Raw genomic sequence first — 19,734 nt, forward strand, 5'->3', positions numbered from 1 at the left:
AGCGCAGACTATATGTTTATCTCTTTAGAGATAGAGGATTTTTCCACCACCATAGGCTTGTGGTGTACTCTCGTCAGTTATACGAGATAGTCGTTGAACGTTCATCTTATCCCTTTTGACTTAGATGATTCGAGGCGGAAGACCCATTGTTCTAGTGTTTAGGATTTAACCTTGCACCATCTAATTGATTTTTTCTGCTTTCGCAACATTCACGCTCGCCATTTCTAGCCACGTTGTAGTTCAATCAGCTTTAGGGATTGCCCGCAGTTAACCCTCACTACTAGCCAATCACTTGACTAGCAGGGCTTACTGATATATTTAATTAACTTTCGTTATAATTGGTTAAATAAATCGTAACAGTTAGTTACCCTTCTTAGTTCGTTAAATACGAATAAAACGCGTCCGCATCCGTGCGAATTACCGGTACAAAATTTAGTTCTTTTCCTTTTTCAGGCTGATCTTTTTTTATTTTTTCTGCTAGTTCTTGAGTGTTCATATTCGTTTTATCCATATTAAGTTCATCTGCCATTTGTAACACCTTTTGTTCATTAATTTCACTTAATACTTGATATATATCTTTCCCATACAAATCAATATGATATTTTTTTGCCTCTTCTTGCACTTTTTGTTCGTACACTTCTTGTGCTAACTCTTCTATCTCTTTTCCTTTTTGTGAAATCCCTAACTTCCCTGCTTCCTCTCTTACTTTCGTTCCATAGATTTCTTCCGCAATTTCCTCTATTTCTTTTCCATTTGTTGAAATACCTAATTTATCCGCCTCATCGCTAATTTTAATCGTATTAATTTGAGTAATCAAATTTACAATTGATGTATTTTCTATTGATATGCCTAGTTTTAACGCTTCTTGCTTCACTTTTGTTTCATAGATTTCTTCTGAAAGAGTTCCAACATCTTTTCCTTCAATCGAAATTCCTAACTGTTCTGCTTCTCTTCCTACTTCCGTCTCATGGATTTCTTTTTCTAGCGTAATTTGTTCTTTCCCTGCCGTTTCAATCCCTAAATTCTCCGCCTTTTCTTCTGTATGCACAGCATGTATCTTTCCATTGTTTAATTGTTCTTTGCTGCGCTGCTTGTAATCTGTCTTTCCTTTTGATGTTTCAGAAGGAGAGGCACCCCCTAATATACTTAAACTCATTACTCCAATAGTGAATACCATCATCATTTTCTTTTTCAAAATTAATTCCTCCCTCTTACACTTTCTTTTCCATCATTCCCATAAAATTTTAATACTATATTATGATCGATGTAATCTACTCAAATACCTTTTTATAATCGCTTCTTTATAGGGCGAACTTTCCGTATATAATACATGTTAAAAATAGTTTCTTAACTTTCCCTTAAAAAAAGACGACCTTGTAAAAACAAGATCGTCTTCTCACTTATATTCTTTGGTTTTTCGGAAGAATCACTTCAAAACAAGTACCCTCTCCCCATCTGCTCTCTACTAATATTTTCCCATAATGCTTTTCTACAATCCAGTTCGCGATTGAAAGGCCTAATCCCGCTCCTTCTGACGCACTTCTCGCTTTATCCCCTTGATAAAAACGATTAAATAGTTTTGGGATATCCTCATCTTTCACTCCTATCCCATCATCTTTCACTCGTATACGAATTGAACTGTTCATTTGCGTACAATCGATTTGAATATGACCACCTTCATTCGTATACTTCATCGCATTATCTAACAATATGACCATCATTTGATGAATCCGCTCTCTATCACCCATAAAAGATACGCCACGTTCTACTTTTAATATCATTTCTTTTTCTTGATAAGAAGCAATCTCCTTATATGGAGCTACTATTTCTTCTAACAATTTATCGAGTTCAAATGTTTTCTTATCCATCTCAATTTGATTAGAATCAGAACGTGCTAGCAATAATAAATTACTAACGAGTTTTGATAACCGCCTACATTCTTTTGAAATTGTAGAAATATCCATCGCTTTTTCTTCTATCGTAGCGGATGGTGACTGGAATAAAACATCTGTTTTTGATTGAATAACTGCAAGGGGTGTCCTTAGTTCATGTGATGCATCAGAAACGAATTGCTGCTGTTTTTCCCATGAATTTTGAATGGGTACAAGTGCCCTGCCAGCTAAGAAAAAGCCAATTCCTATTGCACATAAACTTCCTACGCTACAACCTATCACAAGAATTAAAAATAAAGTATGTAACATTTCTTTTTCAGCTGTTATATCCCTTGCAATTTGAACTATTTTTGCATCTTTCTGAAATGCAAATATTCTAAAATATTGCCCTTGTACTTCTATATCTTGCAAAGTTCCTAATTTCTTTGGAGAAAACTTTTCCAAATTGTCTTCAAAGATAAAACGACGTTTGCCGTTTTCAATATCTATCTCCACCGTGTTTCCCATCCAAGTTAACTCCATTATCCTTGGATCCCCAATTGGAGGATATCCCCTAATTTTTTTAGGTAGTTTTTTATCATCTGCATTCTTTCTATGTTGAACGGCTTTTTCTATCGATTCATTTACTCCACTATAAATACGCTTATATGTGTAAGAATAAATGATACTACCTAATACGCCTATCAAAATGATAAATACTAATGAATTCAATATAGTCAATCGAATACGCGTCTTCTGAAACATACTTCCCTTTTTCATTGTTCTTTTAATATATATCCAATACCTCGAACGGTTTGAATATCTTTCTGATAACCGAATGGCTCTAATTTTTTACGTAAATGATGTACATACACTTCTACAATTGCCACTGTCGTATCTGAATCAAATCCCCAAACACGATCAAAAATTTGTTCACGCATTAAAATCTTTCCGCTATTTTGAACGAGGTACTCTAGAAGCTCATATTGTTTTAATGTTAACTTCATACTTTGTCCATCTACTTGAACATCTTTATCTTTTCCAAACAGTTCAATCCCTTTATAGCGAATAGTCTGCTTTGTTGTTAAACTACCGCTTCGCCTTAATAAAGCACGAATTCTCGCTTTTAACTCTGGAGCTTGAAATGGCTTAACGATATAGTCATCTCCACCAAAATCCAACCCTTTTACGCGATCTTCTAAAGAATCTCTCGCTGTTAAAAACAGGACTGGTGTTTCAATCTTTTCATCACGTATTTTTTGAATTACTTCAAAACCGTCCATTTCTGGCATCATCACATCAAGTAAAATAGCGTCATATATATTTTGTAATGCTAGAAATAATCCATCTTCTCCATTCAATGCTGTATCTACTTCAAATTCGTCGTGTAATATTTGGACAATAGATTCTAATAAAGAAGCATTATCTTCTACTACGAGTAAGCGCATATTCTCACCTTCCACCATATCATTCGATTCTATTTATAATCACATTCCTGCTTTTCCTAACAAAAGAATATAATCATATTTTGTAACTTCATTTTTAATTCGTTCTTTCTACACTTTTTCTTGATACAGAATTTTAAAGATTAATTATAAAGACTCTTCCTTAAATTTACCTTAATAAAAAATTGAAAGAAATAAGATTTCCCTTATCTCTTTCAATTTTTTACTACATATACCCTTTTGCTCGGCAATTCTAAACAATTTAGCTGGCCGCCATATACAGCACCGCCATCAATTCCTATAATACGATTGCTCCCAAAATATACGCCACAATTCTCACTACCGTGAAGCGTTTTTGTTTCCGTATGACCAAATACAACAACCTTTTCACCACTATACCCACTATGAAACTCATTACGAATCCACATTAACGTATATGGTTCACATTCAGAAACTCGTTTCAATGGCTCAACACCAGCATGTACAAATATATACTTTTCTGTTTCAATGTAATGATCTAATTCCTGAATAAACTTTACATGTTCATCTAATACACGAGATTGTAAAATCTTTTTTTGGAAATTCTCCTCATTAACCACAATATCTTCTTCTACAAATCCATAGCTGTATAACGTCTTGTCTCCACCATTCCTTTTTACCCAATGGTTCCATGAACGTTCCTCATCAGTCGTTAACGCCTTAATCATCATATCTTCATGATTGCCCTTTAGAACGAAGGCTCCATCTTCTTTTAACTCTTTTACTTTTTCAATTACTGCACGCGCATTTGGACCACGATCCACATAATCTCCCAGTAAAATTAATTGATCCTGTTTTGCATCGTATTGAGCTTCTTCCAGTAACTGTTCGAACTTTTCTATTTCTCCATGAATATCACTAATAACAAGAATTCTTTTCATATTATCACCCCTCTTTCTAATTATAGTTCAAAACGACAGAAACTTCAGAATTGTAATTTAAAACCGTATTTATTACAGATACAACGATTATCCTTACAACAATGTAAGTCTCTTGTCATCCAATTCGATAGTTGCGATTGCTATATTTCCTTATACTAAAAGTAAGAAATGAAACAAAAAACAAGGAGAGATGAGATATGAAAAAAGTGATGGAAGTTATGGTAGCCGTGGCAGAGGTTTTCGTAAATGGCAAACAAGTTGCAATGGAGTTAAACAAATAATGAAAAGGACAAGATTCATTCTAGACCCTTTACTCATATAAAAGAGATAAGACTTCTTCATTTTTTTGATCCCTTATCTCCTAAAAAAAGCCGTATCCTTTTTCGGATACGGCTTTCTCTTATTTTTGACTCGTACGAGCTGAAATACTAATTGCTCTATCTGTAGCTTTTGCAGCTTCATCTAACGCTTCTTTACTATTCTTTCCGTCATACATTGCTTCTAATGCTTTTACAACTGCATCTCGTGATTCTGGGAATACACTAATTAAAGCACCTTGTGTTGCTGGAGATTGTTTCGTCGCTTGCAATTGATCTACTGTTACTTTTAACTGTGGATATTTTTCATATTGCTCTTTTACTAATGGTTCATTATATGCATCTGGATTAATAGAGAAGTAGCCTGTTGCAGTATGCCATTTTGCTTGTATGTCTGGCTTCGTTAAATATTTCATAAAGTCCCAAGCACCTTGTTGTGTTTCTTCTGAAACCATATTCGTCATCCATAATGATGCTCCACCAATAATAACACCATTTTGTTTTGAATCTTCTGGGTATGGAATATATGAAACGCCTACATTAAACTTAGATGCATCAATTAAATCACGAACACCTGCTGAAGAATCTAAATACATAGCAACTTGTCCAGACTGGAACGCCGCACGAATATCATCCCAACTTGCTCCATATTTTCCTAGTGCACCAGCTTTATTTAACTCATCTAGCATCCCAAATACTTTCTGTCCTTCTTTACCGTTAAATACAGCTTTCTTTGCAGCTTCTTTACGACCATTTTCATTATCTACATATAAAGCGCCTTGTGTCGCTAACAATTCTTCAAAGAACCAACCGTAGTTAAGCATGGAGAATCCATATTGTTTTACATTTCCGCCTTCTTTAATCGTTAACTTTTTCGCTGCTTCTTGTAATTCCGCATATGTTTTTGGAGCTTTCTCTGGATCTAAGCCCGCCTTTGCGAAAGCATCTTTATTATAAATTAATACTGGTGTAGATGAATTAAATGGCATAGAATACATTTTTCCATCAACTGAATAATAATTTGTAATTGCTTTTTCCAATTTTGAAGTATCGTACTTATCTTTTTTTATCCAGCTATCAATTGGTGTGATTTTTTTGCTATCAATCATATATTTCGTTGTAATTTCACTCGATTGAACAAGAGCTGGCGCTTCTTTCGTTGCAGACATCGTTCTAAATTTCGTTAAAGACTCTTCATATGTCCCTTGGAACTCCGCCTTTATCTCGTATTTATTTTGCGACTTATTATAGTCTGCAACAAGCCCATCTAGCACGCCTTGTGTTTTTCCACCCATCGCATGCCAAAAACGAATTACAGTTTTATCACCATTTTTTTCAACTGGTGCTACTTTTGCCTGTGCTTCAGGTTTTCCTTCTGTTTTACTATTTGAACAAGCTGCACTAGATAATGCCATTGTTGCTATCATTAATAGAGCAGCACCTTTTTTAACTAGACTCATTTTAATCTCACCTTCTCTTAGTTATTTAATTGCACCTTTTGTTAATCCTTGTTGTAATTGCTTTTGCCCTAAAAATAGTAGAATCAATGTCGGAATTACGATAACCGTAACACCGGCCATTACGCTTCCCCAATCAGTTGCAACTTCTTGAGACTGAAGCTGCTTCACACCAATTTGGACTGTTCTTACCTTTTCATCAGTGGTCACTAAAAGTGGCCATAAATACATATTCCATGTTGTTAAAAAACTATATACTCCAAGCGTAATAAAACTCGTTTTACAATACGGAATTACAACGCTAAATAAAAACTTTACATTTCCAATCCCTTCAATAAAAGCAGCTTCTTTCAGTTCATTCGGAAGCGTCATAAAGTGTTGACGTAGTAAGAAAATACCGAAAGCTGTTGCAAAAAACGGCACTGTCATTCCAGCGAAGCTATTGATCCAACCAAAGTTTTGAATCGTTAAAAAGTTAGGTACCATCGTCGCTTCCCACGGAATAAGCATCGTTGAAATAAACAGGAAGAAAATAAGATTTCTTCCTTTAAACTGAAGAAAGACGAAAGCATACGCTGCTAAGCTTGATACGATAAGTTGTCCAATCATAACAACTGTCGATACAACTAAACTGTTATATAAGTATGTAAAAAGCGGTACTTTTTGAAAAATATTAATAAAATTATCAAAAGTAAATTGAGTCGGAAATAACCTTCTCATTTGAATATCGTCTGGTGTCATAAAGCTTATTAAAAATGCATAGAGTACAGGAAAAAACACCATTACTGCACTAATAATGAGCAGCATGTATAATAGGAAATTTTGTTTCCACTGTTTAACGATCATTTATAATGCACCTTTCTCTCAGCAAACTTGAATTGAAGTAATGTAGCAATGAAAATGAAAATAAATAATACCATCGCTTGTGCACTTGCTGTTCCAAATTGATGATTCACAAATGCCTCTTTATAAATCGAATATACAATTAAATTCGTTGCATCATTTGGTCCACCATGCGTTAAAATATCAATTTGTCCGAAACTTTGGAACGCACTAATTAACGTTACTGTCACGATAAAGAATAAAGTTGGTGATAGCATCGGTAATGTAACACGACGAAGCTTATATAAATAGCTAGCACCATCTATAGATGCACTTTCATATAAAGACGTATCAATGTTTTGTAAACCACCTAATATAACTAAAAATGCAAATCCTGTATTCACCCAAACCGTTGTAACTGATACAGCGAACAATGCCCAATCTGGACTCGTTAACCATGCGATTGCAGGTAGATTCATAGAGGCTAATATATTATTAAATAATCCGACACTTGGATGAAATAAAAATAGCCAAATCACCGCACTAGCAGCTACTGATATTCCCATAGTGGAAGAAAATAACACACGGAATACCCCAATACCTCTTACTTTTCCATTTGCAATCAATGCAAGAAATAAAGCGAGTATAATACTCGTAGGCACTGTATATACAACAAATAATAAAGTTGACTTTATGCTTTTGTAGAAAGCAGGATCAGAAAATAAGTATTGATAATTTTCTAAGCCAACGAAAAGATTAGCTTCTCCGTGTATATCTGTTAAATAAAAGCTATAGTAAATCGTCCTAAATAATGGATAAAAAAGAAAAATCGAGAACAATAAAATAGATGGCGCTAAAAATAATAATCCTATTCTTAAATCTTTCGTTCTACTCCATAAATTCTTCTTTTTTGCCACCTTTGCTTGGGCTGGTAACTTGCCTACTTCAATCATTATTTCGCCACCACTTTCAACTCTTCTTCAGCTACCACTTTTAATCGTTCATTCGTATTTTGATGAAAGAAGCATAACTTATCTTGTGAGAATAATAATTTTACTTTGTCACCTTTGTTCAGGAGTAGCTGTCCAATGACTTTTGCACTCCAAGTTGTTCCATTTATTGCGAAGTTTAATATAGATTCGTTGCCTAATACTTCTACAGATTGTAGCGTAACTTCTTGTCCTTCCTCAGACAAGGCAATATGTTCAGGACGCATGCCTATGCGAATTACTCCTTCTGGTAATTGCTTTAACTGTCCAATAGATAACGGAATTTGCAATTGCCCTATATGTAATACACCTTTTTCTTTGTCTACTTCTCCATCATTTATATTCATCGAAGGAGACCCTATAAAACTTGCAACAAATTCATTTGCTGGTTCGTTATAGATGTCAAGCGGTGTTCCAACTTGCTGTATACTTCCTTTATTTAAAACCATGATACGGTCCCCCATAGTCATCGCCTCTATTTGATCATGAGTAACGTAAATCATTGTAATTCCTAAACGCTGCTGAATTTCTCTAATTTCAATTCTCATTTGCGCACGTAATTTCGCGTCTAAATTCGAAAGTGGTTCATCCATTAAACAAATCGGTGCTTGGCTCACGATTGCTCTAGCAAGCGCAACACGCTGTCTTTGTCCACCTGATAATTGACCTGGTTTCATTTTCACATACTCTTTCAGCCCTACCATTTCAATAGCTTCCATTAATCTCTTTTGCCGCTCTTCTTTTTGTACTTTCCTTACCTTAAGTCCAAATAAAATATTTTCTTCTACAGATAAGTGTGGGTATAGTGCGTAATTTTGAAATACCATTGATAGATTACGATCTTTCGGCTCTAAATCATTTGCAACACGTTCATTAATAATTAAATCCCCCGAAGAAATTTCTTCTAGGCCAGCGATCATTCGTAATAATGTGCTTTTCCCACATCCTGAAGGCCCAACTAAAACAAAAAACTCGCCCTTCTTAATGTGAACCGATACACCCTTAACCGCTGTCTCTTCTGCATTTTTATATACCTTTGAAACATTTTTCAATTCAATCACAAGATTGCACTCCTTTTTTCTTCTTGTATCCATACTTCATAGTGACTCGTCGAAATCGCACTCGCTCCTGCACGAATGGCAACTTCTGCATCTTCTCGCGTTTGAATCAATCCGCCTGCAATGATAGGAAATTCTATTTCCTCTGCTAACTGCTTAATAATGGAAGGCATAATACCAGGCATAATCTCTACTGCATTCGGTTTAGTCGTTTTACAATTTTCAATTGATTTTGTAAGAGATAAAGTATCGACAATAAAAATACGCTGGATCGTTTTTAATCCAATTTTATTGGCATTTCGAATTGTCGATCCTTTTGTTGAAATAATGCCTTGTGCTCCGATAACGTCTTGAATATACAAAAGTGCTTCCTCTGTATTCGTATTTAAACCTTGTATAAAATCACAATGAAGAAAGACATCATGTCCATGTTTCTGTAATTCATATACACGCTCTGGTAATTCCAGCATTGAACCCGTCATAAGAAAAACTGTTTTCGGTAATTTTTTGTATGTGTTGTATCCTTTCCAATCCTTTATCATCGCAATATAAGGTTCTTTAAACATTCATTCCACCTAACTTTTCTGTTTTTATCCAAACTAAAAACACCTACTTACATAGAACACCTTTCTCCTTATTTGAACTCTAGGGAATAGAGCACACCTAAGAAAGTGGCACGTTATATGTAAGCGGGTGTTCTCAAATGTTCTCTACCCTAGTTATTTTGTTACCTTTACTATATTACGTATTTATTAAGTCAGTTTTGATAAATTGTTAATTAGGTGTTAATCGAATGTTAATATTCACCATATTTTTAACAATAATCTAAATATATGGATGAATCCCAACCGCAAACAACTATTTTTAAAATTTAAGTGATATGCAAATTCATTCCATAATTAATTAGGTTTAGTTTTTTTGCAACTGCTTGTGAAGCAAAGTTATCCCAAGAAGTACTATAAAGTGGAATGCGGTTTTCTTCTTGTATTGATATCGCCCAGGCTGTAACAACATCAGTACCATATCCATTCCCTTGAAACTCCGCTAAAGTTTCCACACTCGCCTCAGCAGCTACAGGTGTACTCCTAGCACTGCAACATATAGAAACTACCTTTTCATTTTTTACAATTGCAAAGTAAGGTTGCCTCCACTCCATCTGTTCTATTAGATTAGGAAAATTTCCTCGCAAAAGCTCTTTATTCTTCTCTGTTATCTGAATTGTTCTAGTTGGCTTATGTAAATTATTAGAGAACATGAAAGCAGGGCCCATCCAAATATTTTTTACTGTTCTTTCTTCATTTAATACATGGATAATCTGTGCTATCTCTATATGATTTGAAGGTTCTCGAATTAATTTCTCAATGTTACCTACCGTTTCATCATCCAGATCACAATGATATCTCGTTATACTCCCTTCACGAGTTCTGCCAAGAAAAAAGCGTGGTGCTTTCGGATTTCCTTGTTCATTTACATATTTCATTTTCCCTACTTGATTATGAACAAATAAAACCTCTACTTGAATTGCTATTAAATCAAGTTCTGAGAGCCTCATTTATATCCTCCTTAGTTACTTCATATACCATTTACAATCTATTTTTCATGCTCAAAATAAAAATCCCATTTACATACACATTACTGAATCCATCATGCTAACTGATTTCTTCATTCTGTCTATCTAAATGGGATTATTTTTCGTTTTTTATTCTACTGGTTGTTGTGGCTGTACTACTTCATTCGCTCCAGCTGCCCTCAACATATTTGCAATATCTTTAAAACCTCTTTTTTCAGCATATTGCAGTGGCGTAATATTTTCCTTATTGGCCATATTTACATCTGCCCCGTGGTCAATAAGCATTTGAATTACTTTCTTGTGATTTTCACTACCATTTCCTAATACAATAGCTTCTACTAAAGCTGTTCCACCACGAGCATTTTTATAATTCACATCAATATCTGTATGCTCTAACAATTCTTTTACGACCTCTACATGGCCACGCTCAGATGCAGAAATAAGTGCTGTTCCACCTGACTTAGTCGTTTCTTTCGTATTAACTCCTGCATTAATTAATACTTTTACAATATCCGTATAGCCTTCTCTACTTGCATAAAGAAGTGGATTGCTTTGTTTCTCATCTTTAATTTCAATATTAGCACCTGCACCAATTAATGCTTTCACTGTCTCTACATGATTTTGGTACGTTGCTGCAAGGACAGGTGTTTCTCCGTTGTCACCTTCTACATTTATATTCGCTCCATCTTGGATCAACTTCATAGCTGTTTCTGTGTCTCCAAGAGTTGCAGAAAGTAGCAACTGTTTGTCCATTAAATTTATACTTTTTTCTTCTTTAGATTCTTCCTGTTCTTTATGCTTTTCTTTTTTCTTTTCGTTTTTCACATGAACCGGTTTCGATTCTGGCTCTTCTTGCTTATCGCAAGCCACTACCGTCATTAAAAGTCCTAATAACATACATAATAAAATTTTTTGTTTTCTCACAACTACAGCTCCTATGAAAGATAATGTTTTCTTAACCATTCCTCCATCACATACAATAACTCTTCTTGAGTACATTTATCCATAAGCCCTTTATATTCCTTCTTTAATCGGATTATCTAAACTTATATTAACGAAGCAATTAGTTTAGCACGATTTTACCGCATTTGTATACATTTCTAAAAAGTACATAAAGTGAAACTTTAATCAGTGGGGGTTTTCTTCATCCCACACTGATTATTAGTTGAACCAATCGGGCTTTTATGGGCAGCCCGCCCCCCACCTAACTTCTTTGCTTTCGCTGCATTTTGAGGTGGGGGTCTTACTGCCCATTAAAGCGGGATAAATGATTGCTTTAGGTTACTATATTCCATTGTAACCGTTCTTCTAAAAATTTTACACCTTTTCTATATTTGCACCTGAATAATACTAGAAAAAGACAACTATATAGTTGTCTTTTTCTAGTATTAATGATGCGCACCGTGATTTCCCTTTTTCGGGTTCCCCATCATTTCTTTATTCATTTCCCATTTATGCTCTGCTAGCTCTTTATACGAAAGAATTTTCCCCTTATAGTTAGATACAAAGCTCTCTGCATCTTTTTTATTTTTAAATGAAATGACATTATAAGCCATTGGTGTTGTAATTGTTTTATCATATACATAAGTAGCGTCTTCTAACGAAACCCAATCTTTCGAATCATAATCTCGAACAAATTTTTCTTTCGTCTTTTCACCTGGATTAATCTCCATCCATTTATACATACAACCGATATCATCAAACTTTAATGCTTTTCCATTTTCTAAAATGATTTCTGTTGCAAATTGATTATCCATTACCCCAATTTGGCAAATATCACACTTATCATGTTTCTCATCAATTGCCACAGCCTCTGCTTGTTTCTTACCACATCCTACAATTGTAAAGACAAAGAATAAGCATATAGCAAGCATCACATACTTTGTTCTCATTATATTTCCTCCCTAACCGTATCTTCTACAAGGAGCATATCAAAAACTTGTGTGCGATTTGTGAAAAAACGATGTGTCTTTTGTAATATATGGAACAAAAAAGATGTGTAGTCCTCTCTACACACCTCTCATCATTCACAACCTGTAATTAATAAATCATCTTCCAACCTAACTAATAATGTACCTGTATAAATTTGCTGCCCAACAACTACATTTACTAATCTTATATTTCCACTGATGCCGACTGCAACCTTTTCAAGTTCACCGTTATTTTTTCGGATCATCATTAATTTTTCCCACTCATATACGTAAGAAGATTCATTAACAAAAATCTCTTCTACTTTTCCTTCATAAGAACTACAAATCTCTTCCATTCTTGTTTTCATATAAAATCTACTCCCTATTTCACACTTCAATATTTTCATCTTATTCTACCATTCTTATGGAGAGCAGCTCACTTTTTAAAAATTCAAATTAACTCCCGTGAACAAAATGAACAAAATAAAAATTATGCTTCTAATGATGTTATTTTTCAAATTATTTACCATTCAAATAGATACTTTTATGATAAACAAAAAAAACTTTTTCTGAATTTTTATTTTATTTTGAAAGCGTAATCATTTTGAGGGGGAGATTACATGTTAGCACTACTTGGATTTGCGATGGTATTTGTCTTTATGTTTTTAATTATGACGAAACGTATGTCAGCACTAGTAGCATTAATATTAATTCCAATTACGTTCGCATTAATTGGAGGCTTTTATGCAAACATGGGACCTATGATGTTAGAAGGAATTCAAAAACTAGCACCTACTGGTATTATGCTTATGTTTGCCATTTTATATTTTGGAATTATGATTGATAGCGGTTTATTCGATCCTGTCATTAGTAGGATTTTGAAATTTGTGAAAGGAGATCCTTTAAAAATTGTTGTTGGCACAGCAATTCTTACTATTATCGTTTCATTAGATGGGGATGGAACGACAACGTATATGATTACTGTTTCCGCAATGTATCCACTATATAAACGCCTTGGAATGAATCCACTTATATTAGCTGGAGTTGTTATGTTAGGTGCAGGAGTGACAAATCTTACACCGTGGGGTGGACCAACAGCTCGTGTTATGAGTGCACTCGGACTAGACGCATCAGAGCTCTTTACACCACTTATACCAGGAATGATTGCTGGTGCACTTTGGGTAGTTTTCGTTGCTTACTATCTTGGGAAAAAAGAAAGAAAGCGTTTAGGAATTATGGATGTACAATATTTAAAACAAATGCAAACGATGGATGAGCAAGCTGCAACAGTAGAAGCTGCTGTTCATAAGCGCCCTAAACTTCTATGGATTAACTTTTTATTAACTGCTACCTTACTTGTCTGTCTCATACTAGAAATTATGCCGTTACCTGTTTTATTTACAATCGCTTTCGCTATTGCTGTTATGATTAACTATCCGAACTTAGAGCAACAGAAAGAGCGTATTGCTTCTCACGCAGGAAACGTATTAGCGGTTGTTTCTCTCGTATTTGCCGCTGGGATTTTCACCGGGATTTTATCAGGAACAAAAATGGTAGATGCAATGGCTAAAAGTGTAGTAACTCTTATACCAGACGCTCTTGGACCACAACTACCAATTATTACAGCCCTTCTTAGCATGCCATTCACATTTTTCATGTCCAATGATGCATTTTATTTCGGTGTACTACCTATTTTAACGAAAGCTGCTGCCACTTACGGAATTAGTGCAGCTGAAATGGGACGCGCTTCCTTACTCGGGCAACCTGTTCACTTATTAAGCCCTCTTGTCGCATCCACTTATTTATTAGTTGGGATGGCAAAAGTTGATTTTGGTGAACATCAACGTTTTACTTTATTGTGGGCAGTTGGAACGACAATGGTCATGTTGATTACTGGAATTTTAATTGGGATTATTCCAATATAAAATAAAAAACAGTAGCGGACATATTATCCGCTACTGTTTTTTATTATGAAGAAACAAGAAAATATCTTCTTTCTGGTCTCCCTACACTCCCATATATAAGCTCCGCATGAACTTTCTTTCCTGATATTAAATATTCTAAATAACGCCTCGCTGTTGACCTGCTTACTCCGACCATTGAGCTTAGCACTTCCGCAGTAATACCTTCTTCATTCACTGTTAACATATGTTTTTTTATTTTTGCTAAAGTTAAGGGATCTATCCCTTTCGGGGCATATTCTATTTCATTTCCCTTTACGCCTCTTTGAGACCATAAATGTTCAATTTGTTCTATAGATAACTGATTATTTTTCTTTAGCTGTACAAGCTTTTTTTGATAATTTTCCAAACTTGTCTTAAATCGATCAAACATAAGTGGTTTTACGATATAATCTGTTACTCCGCCTCGCAGGGCGTGCCTCACTACATCTGTTTCCGATGCAGCTGTAATCATAATAATATCTGTATCATGTAAATTATGTCTAATATATGTGACAAGTTCCGTTCCTTGCATATCAGGTAGGTACACGTCTAATAAAACGAGCTGTGGCTTCACGAGATCTAGCCATTCTTTCGCTTGTTCTCCAGTCGTTGCTGTTCCAATGACTTTAAACCCCTCAATTTTTTCAGTAAAACGACGATGAATGTCCGCAATTCGAATATCATCTTCTACAATCAATACTTCAATCTCCTCACCCATTACAATTCGCCTCTCTCTTTCGGTAATGCAATAATAAACAATGCACCACCTAAATCCCCTTTTTCGATTGCGATACTTCCATTTAAATCTTCTACTAACTCTTTCACTTTTGCTAATCCATACCCTCGCTTCTCGCCTTCTTTCGTCGAGAAGCCTTTATAGAATATGCTAGTAATGACCTCATCATGAATCCCTTGTCCTGAGTCTTCCACTTCAATTACTATTTCTTCTCCGATATCAGTTACAAACATTCTTACTTTCTTATTATGTTCTTCATTTCTTTCAATCGCTTCAAATGCATTCGTAATTAAATTTCCTAAAATAGAAACGACATAATTACTCTCAATGTGCGGGCTTAATTTGTCTAAACTACTCTCTCTATCTAGCATAAAATCAATCTTCAACTCTCTTGCTCTATTATAGAATCCAATTAAAATCCCACCTAACCACGGATTTTGAATTCGCTTCATAATAAATTGAACAAAATCTTGATAGACCGCCGTTTCCTTATGAATAAGCTCTAAAGCATCTTCATATGATTCTAACTGGATAAGTCCTGAGAGCGTATACAATAAGTTATTATATTCATGCGTTTGCGCTCGTAATGCCTCTGTATATTGCTTCGTCTGAGATAATTCTGCTGTTAACTGATCCATTTCAGATTTCAAACGTAAGCTCGATACAACACCAGTTACTTTATTCTTTACTTTAATAGGTAGACGGTTCGCAATAACAGCCTGCCCTTTTATATTTAATTGGCGATCAAATTGTTCTTCCCCAGTTTGAAGTACATCTAGTATCGTTGAATTAGGAATTACATCTAAAATAAATTCTCCAATAATATTTCGTTGTTCATCTAATGAAAGAATGTCATAAGCTGCTTGATTGACTAATCTAATCATCCCATTTTGATCAATAACAATAATCCCTTCACGTACAGATTGAATCACTGTACTATGCTCTTCATATAAAGATGAAATTTCTTCTGGCTCCATGCCAAACATCATTCTTTTTATACTGCCTGCTAAATATATAGAACCAATTATCCCAATTAAAAGACCTGCTATTGTAATCCAAAATACACGCTTTCCATACACTTCTACTGCACCATGAATATCGTCCATTGAAAATCCAACAGACACCACGCCAATAATTTCATTTTCCTGATTACGGATTGGAACTTTTCCGCGTAATGAAGGGCCTAATGATCCAGTTGCTCTCGAAACATAAGATTTCCCTTCTAATAGAACCCCTTCGTTATCTCCACCAACCATTGCTTCTCCTATTTTATCTCGCTTAGGGTGTGCATATCGAATCCCCTCTTTATTTCCAACTACAATAAAATCAGCATCTGTATCAATTCGAATTTTTTCTGCAATCGGCTGAATGATAGAAGCTGGATTTTCTTTTTGAAAAGCTTCCTTTATTTCTGGTATAGCAGCAACTGTTTTCGCAACATGCAAAGCCCGTTTCCCAATTTGTTCTTCTACCGTTTCAGATAATATGTAATAAAATAAATAACTCGTTAACAGAAGTACAACTAAAATTAGTGTACTAATAGTTAATGTAATTCTCGGTTGTAGTTTTAATTTTTTTAATTTCAAAACCATTCCCCTAACATGATTAAAGATAGAATTTAAAGAATATACAGTCTCTTTAATTATACTTAATCATAACATGGTTACTCTATATTTCTTTCTTTTTCTCTTCATAAAAAAAGAAACGAAGTAAAATTATTACCTCGTTTCTTAACATTCGTTATTACACTTTAAACTTACCAATCATCTCTTGTAACTCTTCTGCCATTTGTGATAAATGGACTGCTGCTGCATTTATTTCATCTACTGAAGCTAATTGTTCTTCAGATGAACCAGCAATATTTTGAACGCTTGCTGCATTTTCTTCAATCGTAGCTGCAATTTCATTAATAGATGCACTTACTTGTCTTGCATCTACCGTCATTTGCTTCGCTACATCTACCATGTTATCAATTTGTACAACTGTATCATCCGTAGATTTCAATATTTCAGCAAAGCTTTGCTTCGTTTCATTTGCAACTACAAGCCCTGATTGTACTTCTGTCCCAACTTGCTTCATAGAACTTACCGTTTCTTTTATATCAAATTGGATCTCTTTCACTAGTTTTCCAATTTCCGTAGAAGACTGTCCTGATTGCTCAGCTAATTTTCGTACTTCATCTGCTACAATTGCAAATCCTCTTCCTTGCTCTCCAGCTCTTGCAGCCTCAATTGCCGCATTTAACGCTAATAAATTTGTCTGCTCTGCAATATGTTGAATCACCTCAAGAATTGCTCCAATTTGTTTTGATTTATCATCTAACAAAACAATAACTTTATCTGATTGTGAAACAGACTCATGGATTAATTGCATTTGATTCACAGTTTTTTCAACTAACTTTCCACCATCTTCAGCCTTTTTCTTCGTATACATAGATGCTGTGGATACTAATGAAGAACTATCTGCAACACGCTGAATTCCTTCTGTAACTTCCTCTAATAATGTTGCGCCTTCTTCAACTTCTTTCGTTTGTATTTCAGCCCCGCTCGACACTTGCTCTATTGCTTGTGTAATTTGTTCCGTTGCTTCACTTGTCTGCTTCATACTAGCTGTTAATTCTTCTGAAGATGCCGCTACATGACTTGCTGAAGTATTTATATTGGAAATAACCTGATGTAATGATGTCGCCATCTCGTTAAAACTTTCTCCTAACTGTCCAATTTCATCTTTAGAATGAACTGTAATTGTTTCTGTTAAATCGCCTTCACTAATCTTTTTCGATGATATAACAAGTTGTTTTAACGGGTTAATAATAGAAGCAATTATGAAGTAAATTAAAACACCGCCGATTATTAATGAAATACCAATAACAGTTAGCGTTTTATAGAAAATAGGATTAGCTGCTTCAATAATTTCTTTTGAAGGCATAATTCCTGCTATTTTCCATCCAGTCTGCTTATTTGTTATAAAGGTAATATTGCGATCATCACCATCGAGTTTGAATTTAAATTCACCTGTTTCCTGTTTGTACAATTCCTTCTCAAGTTTTTCTTCTATTTTGTCACCTGGTTTTATCGTCGGATGTGCTATTACATGTTTAGATTGGTCGAAGATTGCTACATATCCTTTTTTGCCGATATTGACCATTTTTGAAGTATTTACAATGTCATTAATAATTAAATCAATACCGAGAACACCGCTCTTATCCTCATTTTGTTTTGCTATTGTAATAACAATATTCCCTGTTGTACTTGACTTATATGGGGCTGTGATAACCACTTCTCCGCTTTTTTTCGCTGCTTCTTTATACCAATCTCTTTCGGTAGGATTGTATCCATCTGGCATTTGAATAGACGGTGATTGAATAAATTGTCCCGTACTAGATCCCGTATAAATTGCTTCTATTTCTGGATGTAATTTATTATATTCTTCTAATTTATTTTGCACATTTTGGAGCTGATCAGTCCCGTAACTTACTCCGTTAAATAACTTTGTAAAATATACTGCGTCTACCTTTTTACTGTCTATCTCTTTGTTAATAACATTATTTAAAATCTTTACGTTATCTTCCGCTGATTGTAAAATTGTTTCATTAAAGTTTGTCTTCGCTTGCTGATAAGACGTCCAACCAATTACAATACTTGGAAGAACTAAAATAATAACAAATGATACTAGTAACTTTGCTTTTAAACTACTTCTCCTTAATTTCCTTTGAAACATATTTCTACCCCTCCATACCGTTTTAAATGTAATTACCTTACATTTAATTTCTTTATATAAATTATACGATTAAAAAGTATCAACTCTTTATCTCTTTTTCTATTAAAGAATTAATACATACCTTTTTCATTCTATATAAATTAAATAATTAAAACAATATATAAAAATGTACATTATTCGAAATATTATCATTCACAGAAGAACCTCTAGTATCTCACTTACTAGAGGTTCCATCCACTTTACTATTCTTTATCTTTTTCTACTTCCTTTTTTTCACCTTCTACTACAGATACAACAGGTTTATCATTTGATAATTGTTGAACCGCTCCTTTTCCAGCAAATCCTTCTAATAACTCTTTTAAATCAATGCCAGAAGAAGCTTTTAATGTTTCTTGCATCGTTGCCATTAAATCAGTCGCATAACCTGCAACTTTTCCGGCGCCGCTATTTTTACCACCGCCGCCTGTATCGACAACTGTAATTTTATCAATGTTGCTAAGTGGACTAGCAACTTCCTTCGCATAACTTGGAAGCATTTTAAGTACCATATCCATAATTGCCGCTTGGCCATATAACTCAAATGCCTCTGCAATTTTTTGCTTCGCTTCGGCTTCTGCTAAACCTTTTAACCTAATAACATCGGCTTCTGCCGTACCTTGTGCTTTTTGTACTTCCGCTTTAGCTTGACCTTGTGCTTTTTCAATTTCTGCCTTCGCTAAACCTTCCACACGTACTTCTTCCGCACGTGCTCTCGCTTCAGCTTCAATCTTATATTGATCCGCATCTGCCTTTTTAATTTGTTTTACTTTTTCTGCTTCCGCTGATTGCTCAACAGCATAGCGATCTGCATCTGCTTTTTTCTTTACTTCTGCATCGTATTGCTTTTCACGACGCGCAATCTCTTTTTCTTCTAATTCAATTTGTTTCTCACGCTCAATGATTTTAACGCGCATTTGCTCTTCTGTAACACCTTGTT

Annotated in this window: 18 protein-coding genes and 1 pseudogene; 1 reads left to right on the forward strand and 18 read right to left on the reverse strand. The window is 34.7% G+C overall.

What is annotated here, in order from left to right; all coding sequences use genetic code 11:
* Positions 1-373: 373 nt before the first annotated feature.
* From MR079_RS22835 to MR079_RS22895, 13 genes are all read right to left on the reverse strand, one after another.
* Positions 374-1,195 (reverse strand): hypothetical protein, encoded by an 822-nt coding sequence (locus MR079_RS22835; protein ID WP_062821063.1) that lies wholly within the window; start codon positions 1,193-1,195, stop codon positions 374-376.
* Between the two features lie 205 nt (positions 1,196-1,400).
* On the reverse strand, positions 1,401-2,651 hold the full coding sequence (locus tag MR079_RS22840; protein WP_011039988.1) for a sensor histidine kinase: 1,251 nt from the start codon (positions 2,649-2,651) through the stop codon (positions 1,401-1,403).
* Positions 2,648-3,319, reverse strand: a complete 672-nt coding sequence (locus MR079_RS22845; RefSeq protein WP_138322501.1) for a response regulator transcription factor — start codon at positions 3,317-3,319, stop codon at positions 2,648-2,650. Before MR079_RS22845 ends, MR079_RS22840 begins: the two co-directional genes overlap by 4 nt.
* 212 nt (positions 3,320-3,531) lie before the next feature.
* On the reverse strand, positions 3,532-4,236 hold the full coding sequence (locus tag MR079_RS22850; RefSeq protein WP_000821960.1) for a metallophosphoesterase family protein: 705 nt from the start codon (positions 4,234-4,236) through the stop codon (positions 3,532-3,534).
* A gap of 400 nt (positions 4,237-4,636) precedes the next feature.
* The gene (locus MR079_RS22855; protein ID WP_242294690.1) at positions 4,637-6,013 is read right to left on the reverse strand and encodes an ABC transporter substrate-binding protein; all 1,377 of its coding nucleotides are present in this window, start codon (positions 6,011-6,013) and stop codon (positions 4,637-4,639) included.
* Between the two features lie 21 nt (positions 6,014-6,034).
* Positions 6,035-6,856 carry a carbohydrate ABC transporter permease gene (locus tag MR079_RS22860; protein WP_000635951.1) on the reverse strand — a complete coding sequence of 274 codons (822 nt, stop codon included), beginning with the start codon at positions 6,854-6,856 and terminating at the stop codon, positions 6,035-6,037.
* Positions 6,853-7,785 carry a carbohydrate ABC transporter permease gene (locus MR079_RS22865; RefSeq protein ID WP_242294691.1) on the reverse strand — a complete coding sequence of 311 codons (933 nt, stop codon included), beginning with the start codon at positions 7,783-7,785 and terminating at the stop codon, positions 6,853-6,855. Before MR079_RS22865 ends, MR079_RS22860 begins: the two co-directional genes overlap by 4 nt.
* Positions 7,785-8,882, reverse strand: coding sequence for an ABC transporter ATP-binding protein (locus MR079_RS22870; RefSeq protein ID WP_139869355.1), 1,098 nt, complete (start codon positions 8,880-8,882; stop codon positions 7,785-7,787). The genes MR079_RS22865 and MR079_RS22870 overlap by 1 nt, the downstream gene beginning before the upstream one ends.
* Positions 8,879-9,445: a glycerol-3-phosphate responsive antiterminator gene (locus MR079_RS22875; RefSeq protein WP_000472010.1), complete on the reverse strand. Its 567-nt coding sequence runs from the start codon at positions 9,443-9,445 to the stop codon at positions 8,879-8,881. Before MR079_RS22875 ends, MR079_RS22870 begins: the two co-directional genes overlap by 4 nt.
* A gap of 305 nt (positions 9,446-9,750) precedes the next feature.
* The gene (locus MR079_RS22880) at positions 9,751-10,431 is read right to left on the reverse strand and encodes a GNAT family N-acetyltransferase (RefSeq protein WP_242294692.1); all 681 of its coding nucleotides are present in this window, start codon (positions 10,429-10,431) and stop codon (positions 9,751-9,753) included.
* A gap of 147 nt (positions 10,432-10,578) precedes the next feature.
* Positions 10,579-11,448 carry an ankyrin repeat domain-containing protein gene (locus tag MR079_RS22885; RefSeq protein ID WP_000287347.1) on the reverse strand — a complete coding sequence of 290 codons (870 nt, stop codon included), beginning with the start codon at positions 11,446-11,448 and terminating at the stop codon, positions 10,579-10,581.
* Positions 11,449-11,837: 389 nt separating this feature from the next.
* The gene (locus tag MR079_RS22890) at positions 11,838-12,341 is read right to left on the reverse strand and encodes a nitrous oxide reductase accessory protein NosL (RefSeq protein WP_001259402.1); all 504 of its coding nucleotides are present in this window, start codon (positions 12,339-12,341) and stop codon (positions 11,838-11,840) included.
* Positions 12,342-12,472: 131 nt separating this feature from the next.
* Positions 12,473-12,727: a hypothetical protein gene (locus tag MR079_RS22895; RefSeq protein ID WP_070805170.1), complete on the reverse strand. Its 255-nt coding sequence runs from the start codon at positions 12,725-12,727 to the stop codon at positions 12,473-12,475.
* A gap of 252 nt (positions 12,728-12,979) precedes the next feature.
* Between MR079_RS22895 and MR079_RS22900 the strand changes: the two genes are divergently transcribed.
* Entirely contained in the window at positions 12,980-14,284 is a 1,305-nt protein-coding gene (locus MR079_RS22900) for a CitMHS family transporter (protein ID WP_139869353.1), read from the forward strand.
* 43 nt (positions 14,285-14,327) lie between these two features.
* Here the strand turns inward: MR079_RS22900 and MR079_RS22905 are convergent, their stop codons facing one another.
* The 5 genes and pseudogenes from MR079_RS22905 to MR079_RS22920 form a co-directional block, all read right to left on the reverse strand.
* Positions 14,328-15,020, reverse strand: coding sequence for a response regulator (locus tag MR079_RS22905; protein WP_074565763.1), 693 nt, complete (start codon positions 15,018-15,020; stop codon positions 14,328-14,330).
* Complete coding sequence (locus MR079_RS22910; protein ID WP_011039983.1) at positions 15,020-16,630, reverse strand: ATP-binding protein; 1,611 nt, start codon at positions 16,628-16,630, stop codon at positions 15,020-15,022. The genes MR079_RS22905 and MR079_RS22910 overlap by 1 nt, the downstream gene beginning before the upstream one ends.
* Positions 16,631-16,781: 151 nt before the next feature.
* Positions 16,782-17,729: a methyl-accepting chemotaxis protein gene (locus MR079_RS29470; protein WP_396022966.1), complete on the reverse strand. Its 948-nt coding sequence runs from the start codon at positions 17,727-17,729 to the stop codon at positions 16,782-16,784.
* Positions 17,721-18,758, reverse strand: a pseudogene (locus MR079_RS29475) (HAMP domain-containing protein); the annotation flags it as partial. The gene MR079_RS29470 and the pseudogene MR079_RS29475, both read right to left, overlap by 9 nt.
* Before the next feature lie 242 nt (positions 18,759-19,000).
* Positions 19,001-19,734, reverse strand: a 734-nt coding sequence (locus MR079_RS22920) for a flotillin domain-containing protein (protein ID WP_277933151.1), incomplete at its 5' end; no start/stop codon positions are given.

Origin of the sequence: Bacillus cereus group sp. BfR-BA-01381 (genome assembly GCF_022663555.1) — a bacterium.
In the GTDB taxonomy this organism is placed as follows: Bacteria; Bacillota; Bacilli; order Bacillales; family Bacillaceae_G; genus Bacillus_A; species Bacillus_A pacificus.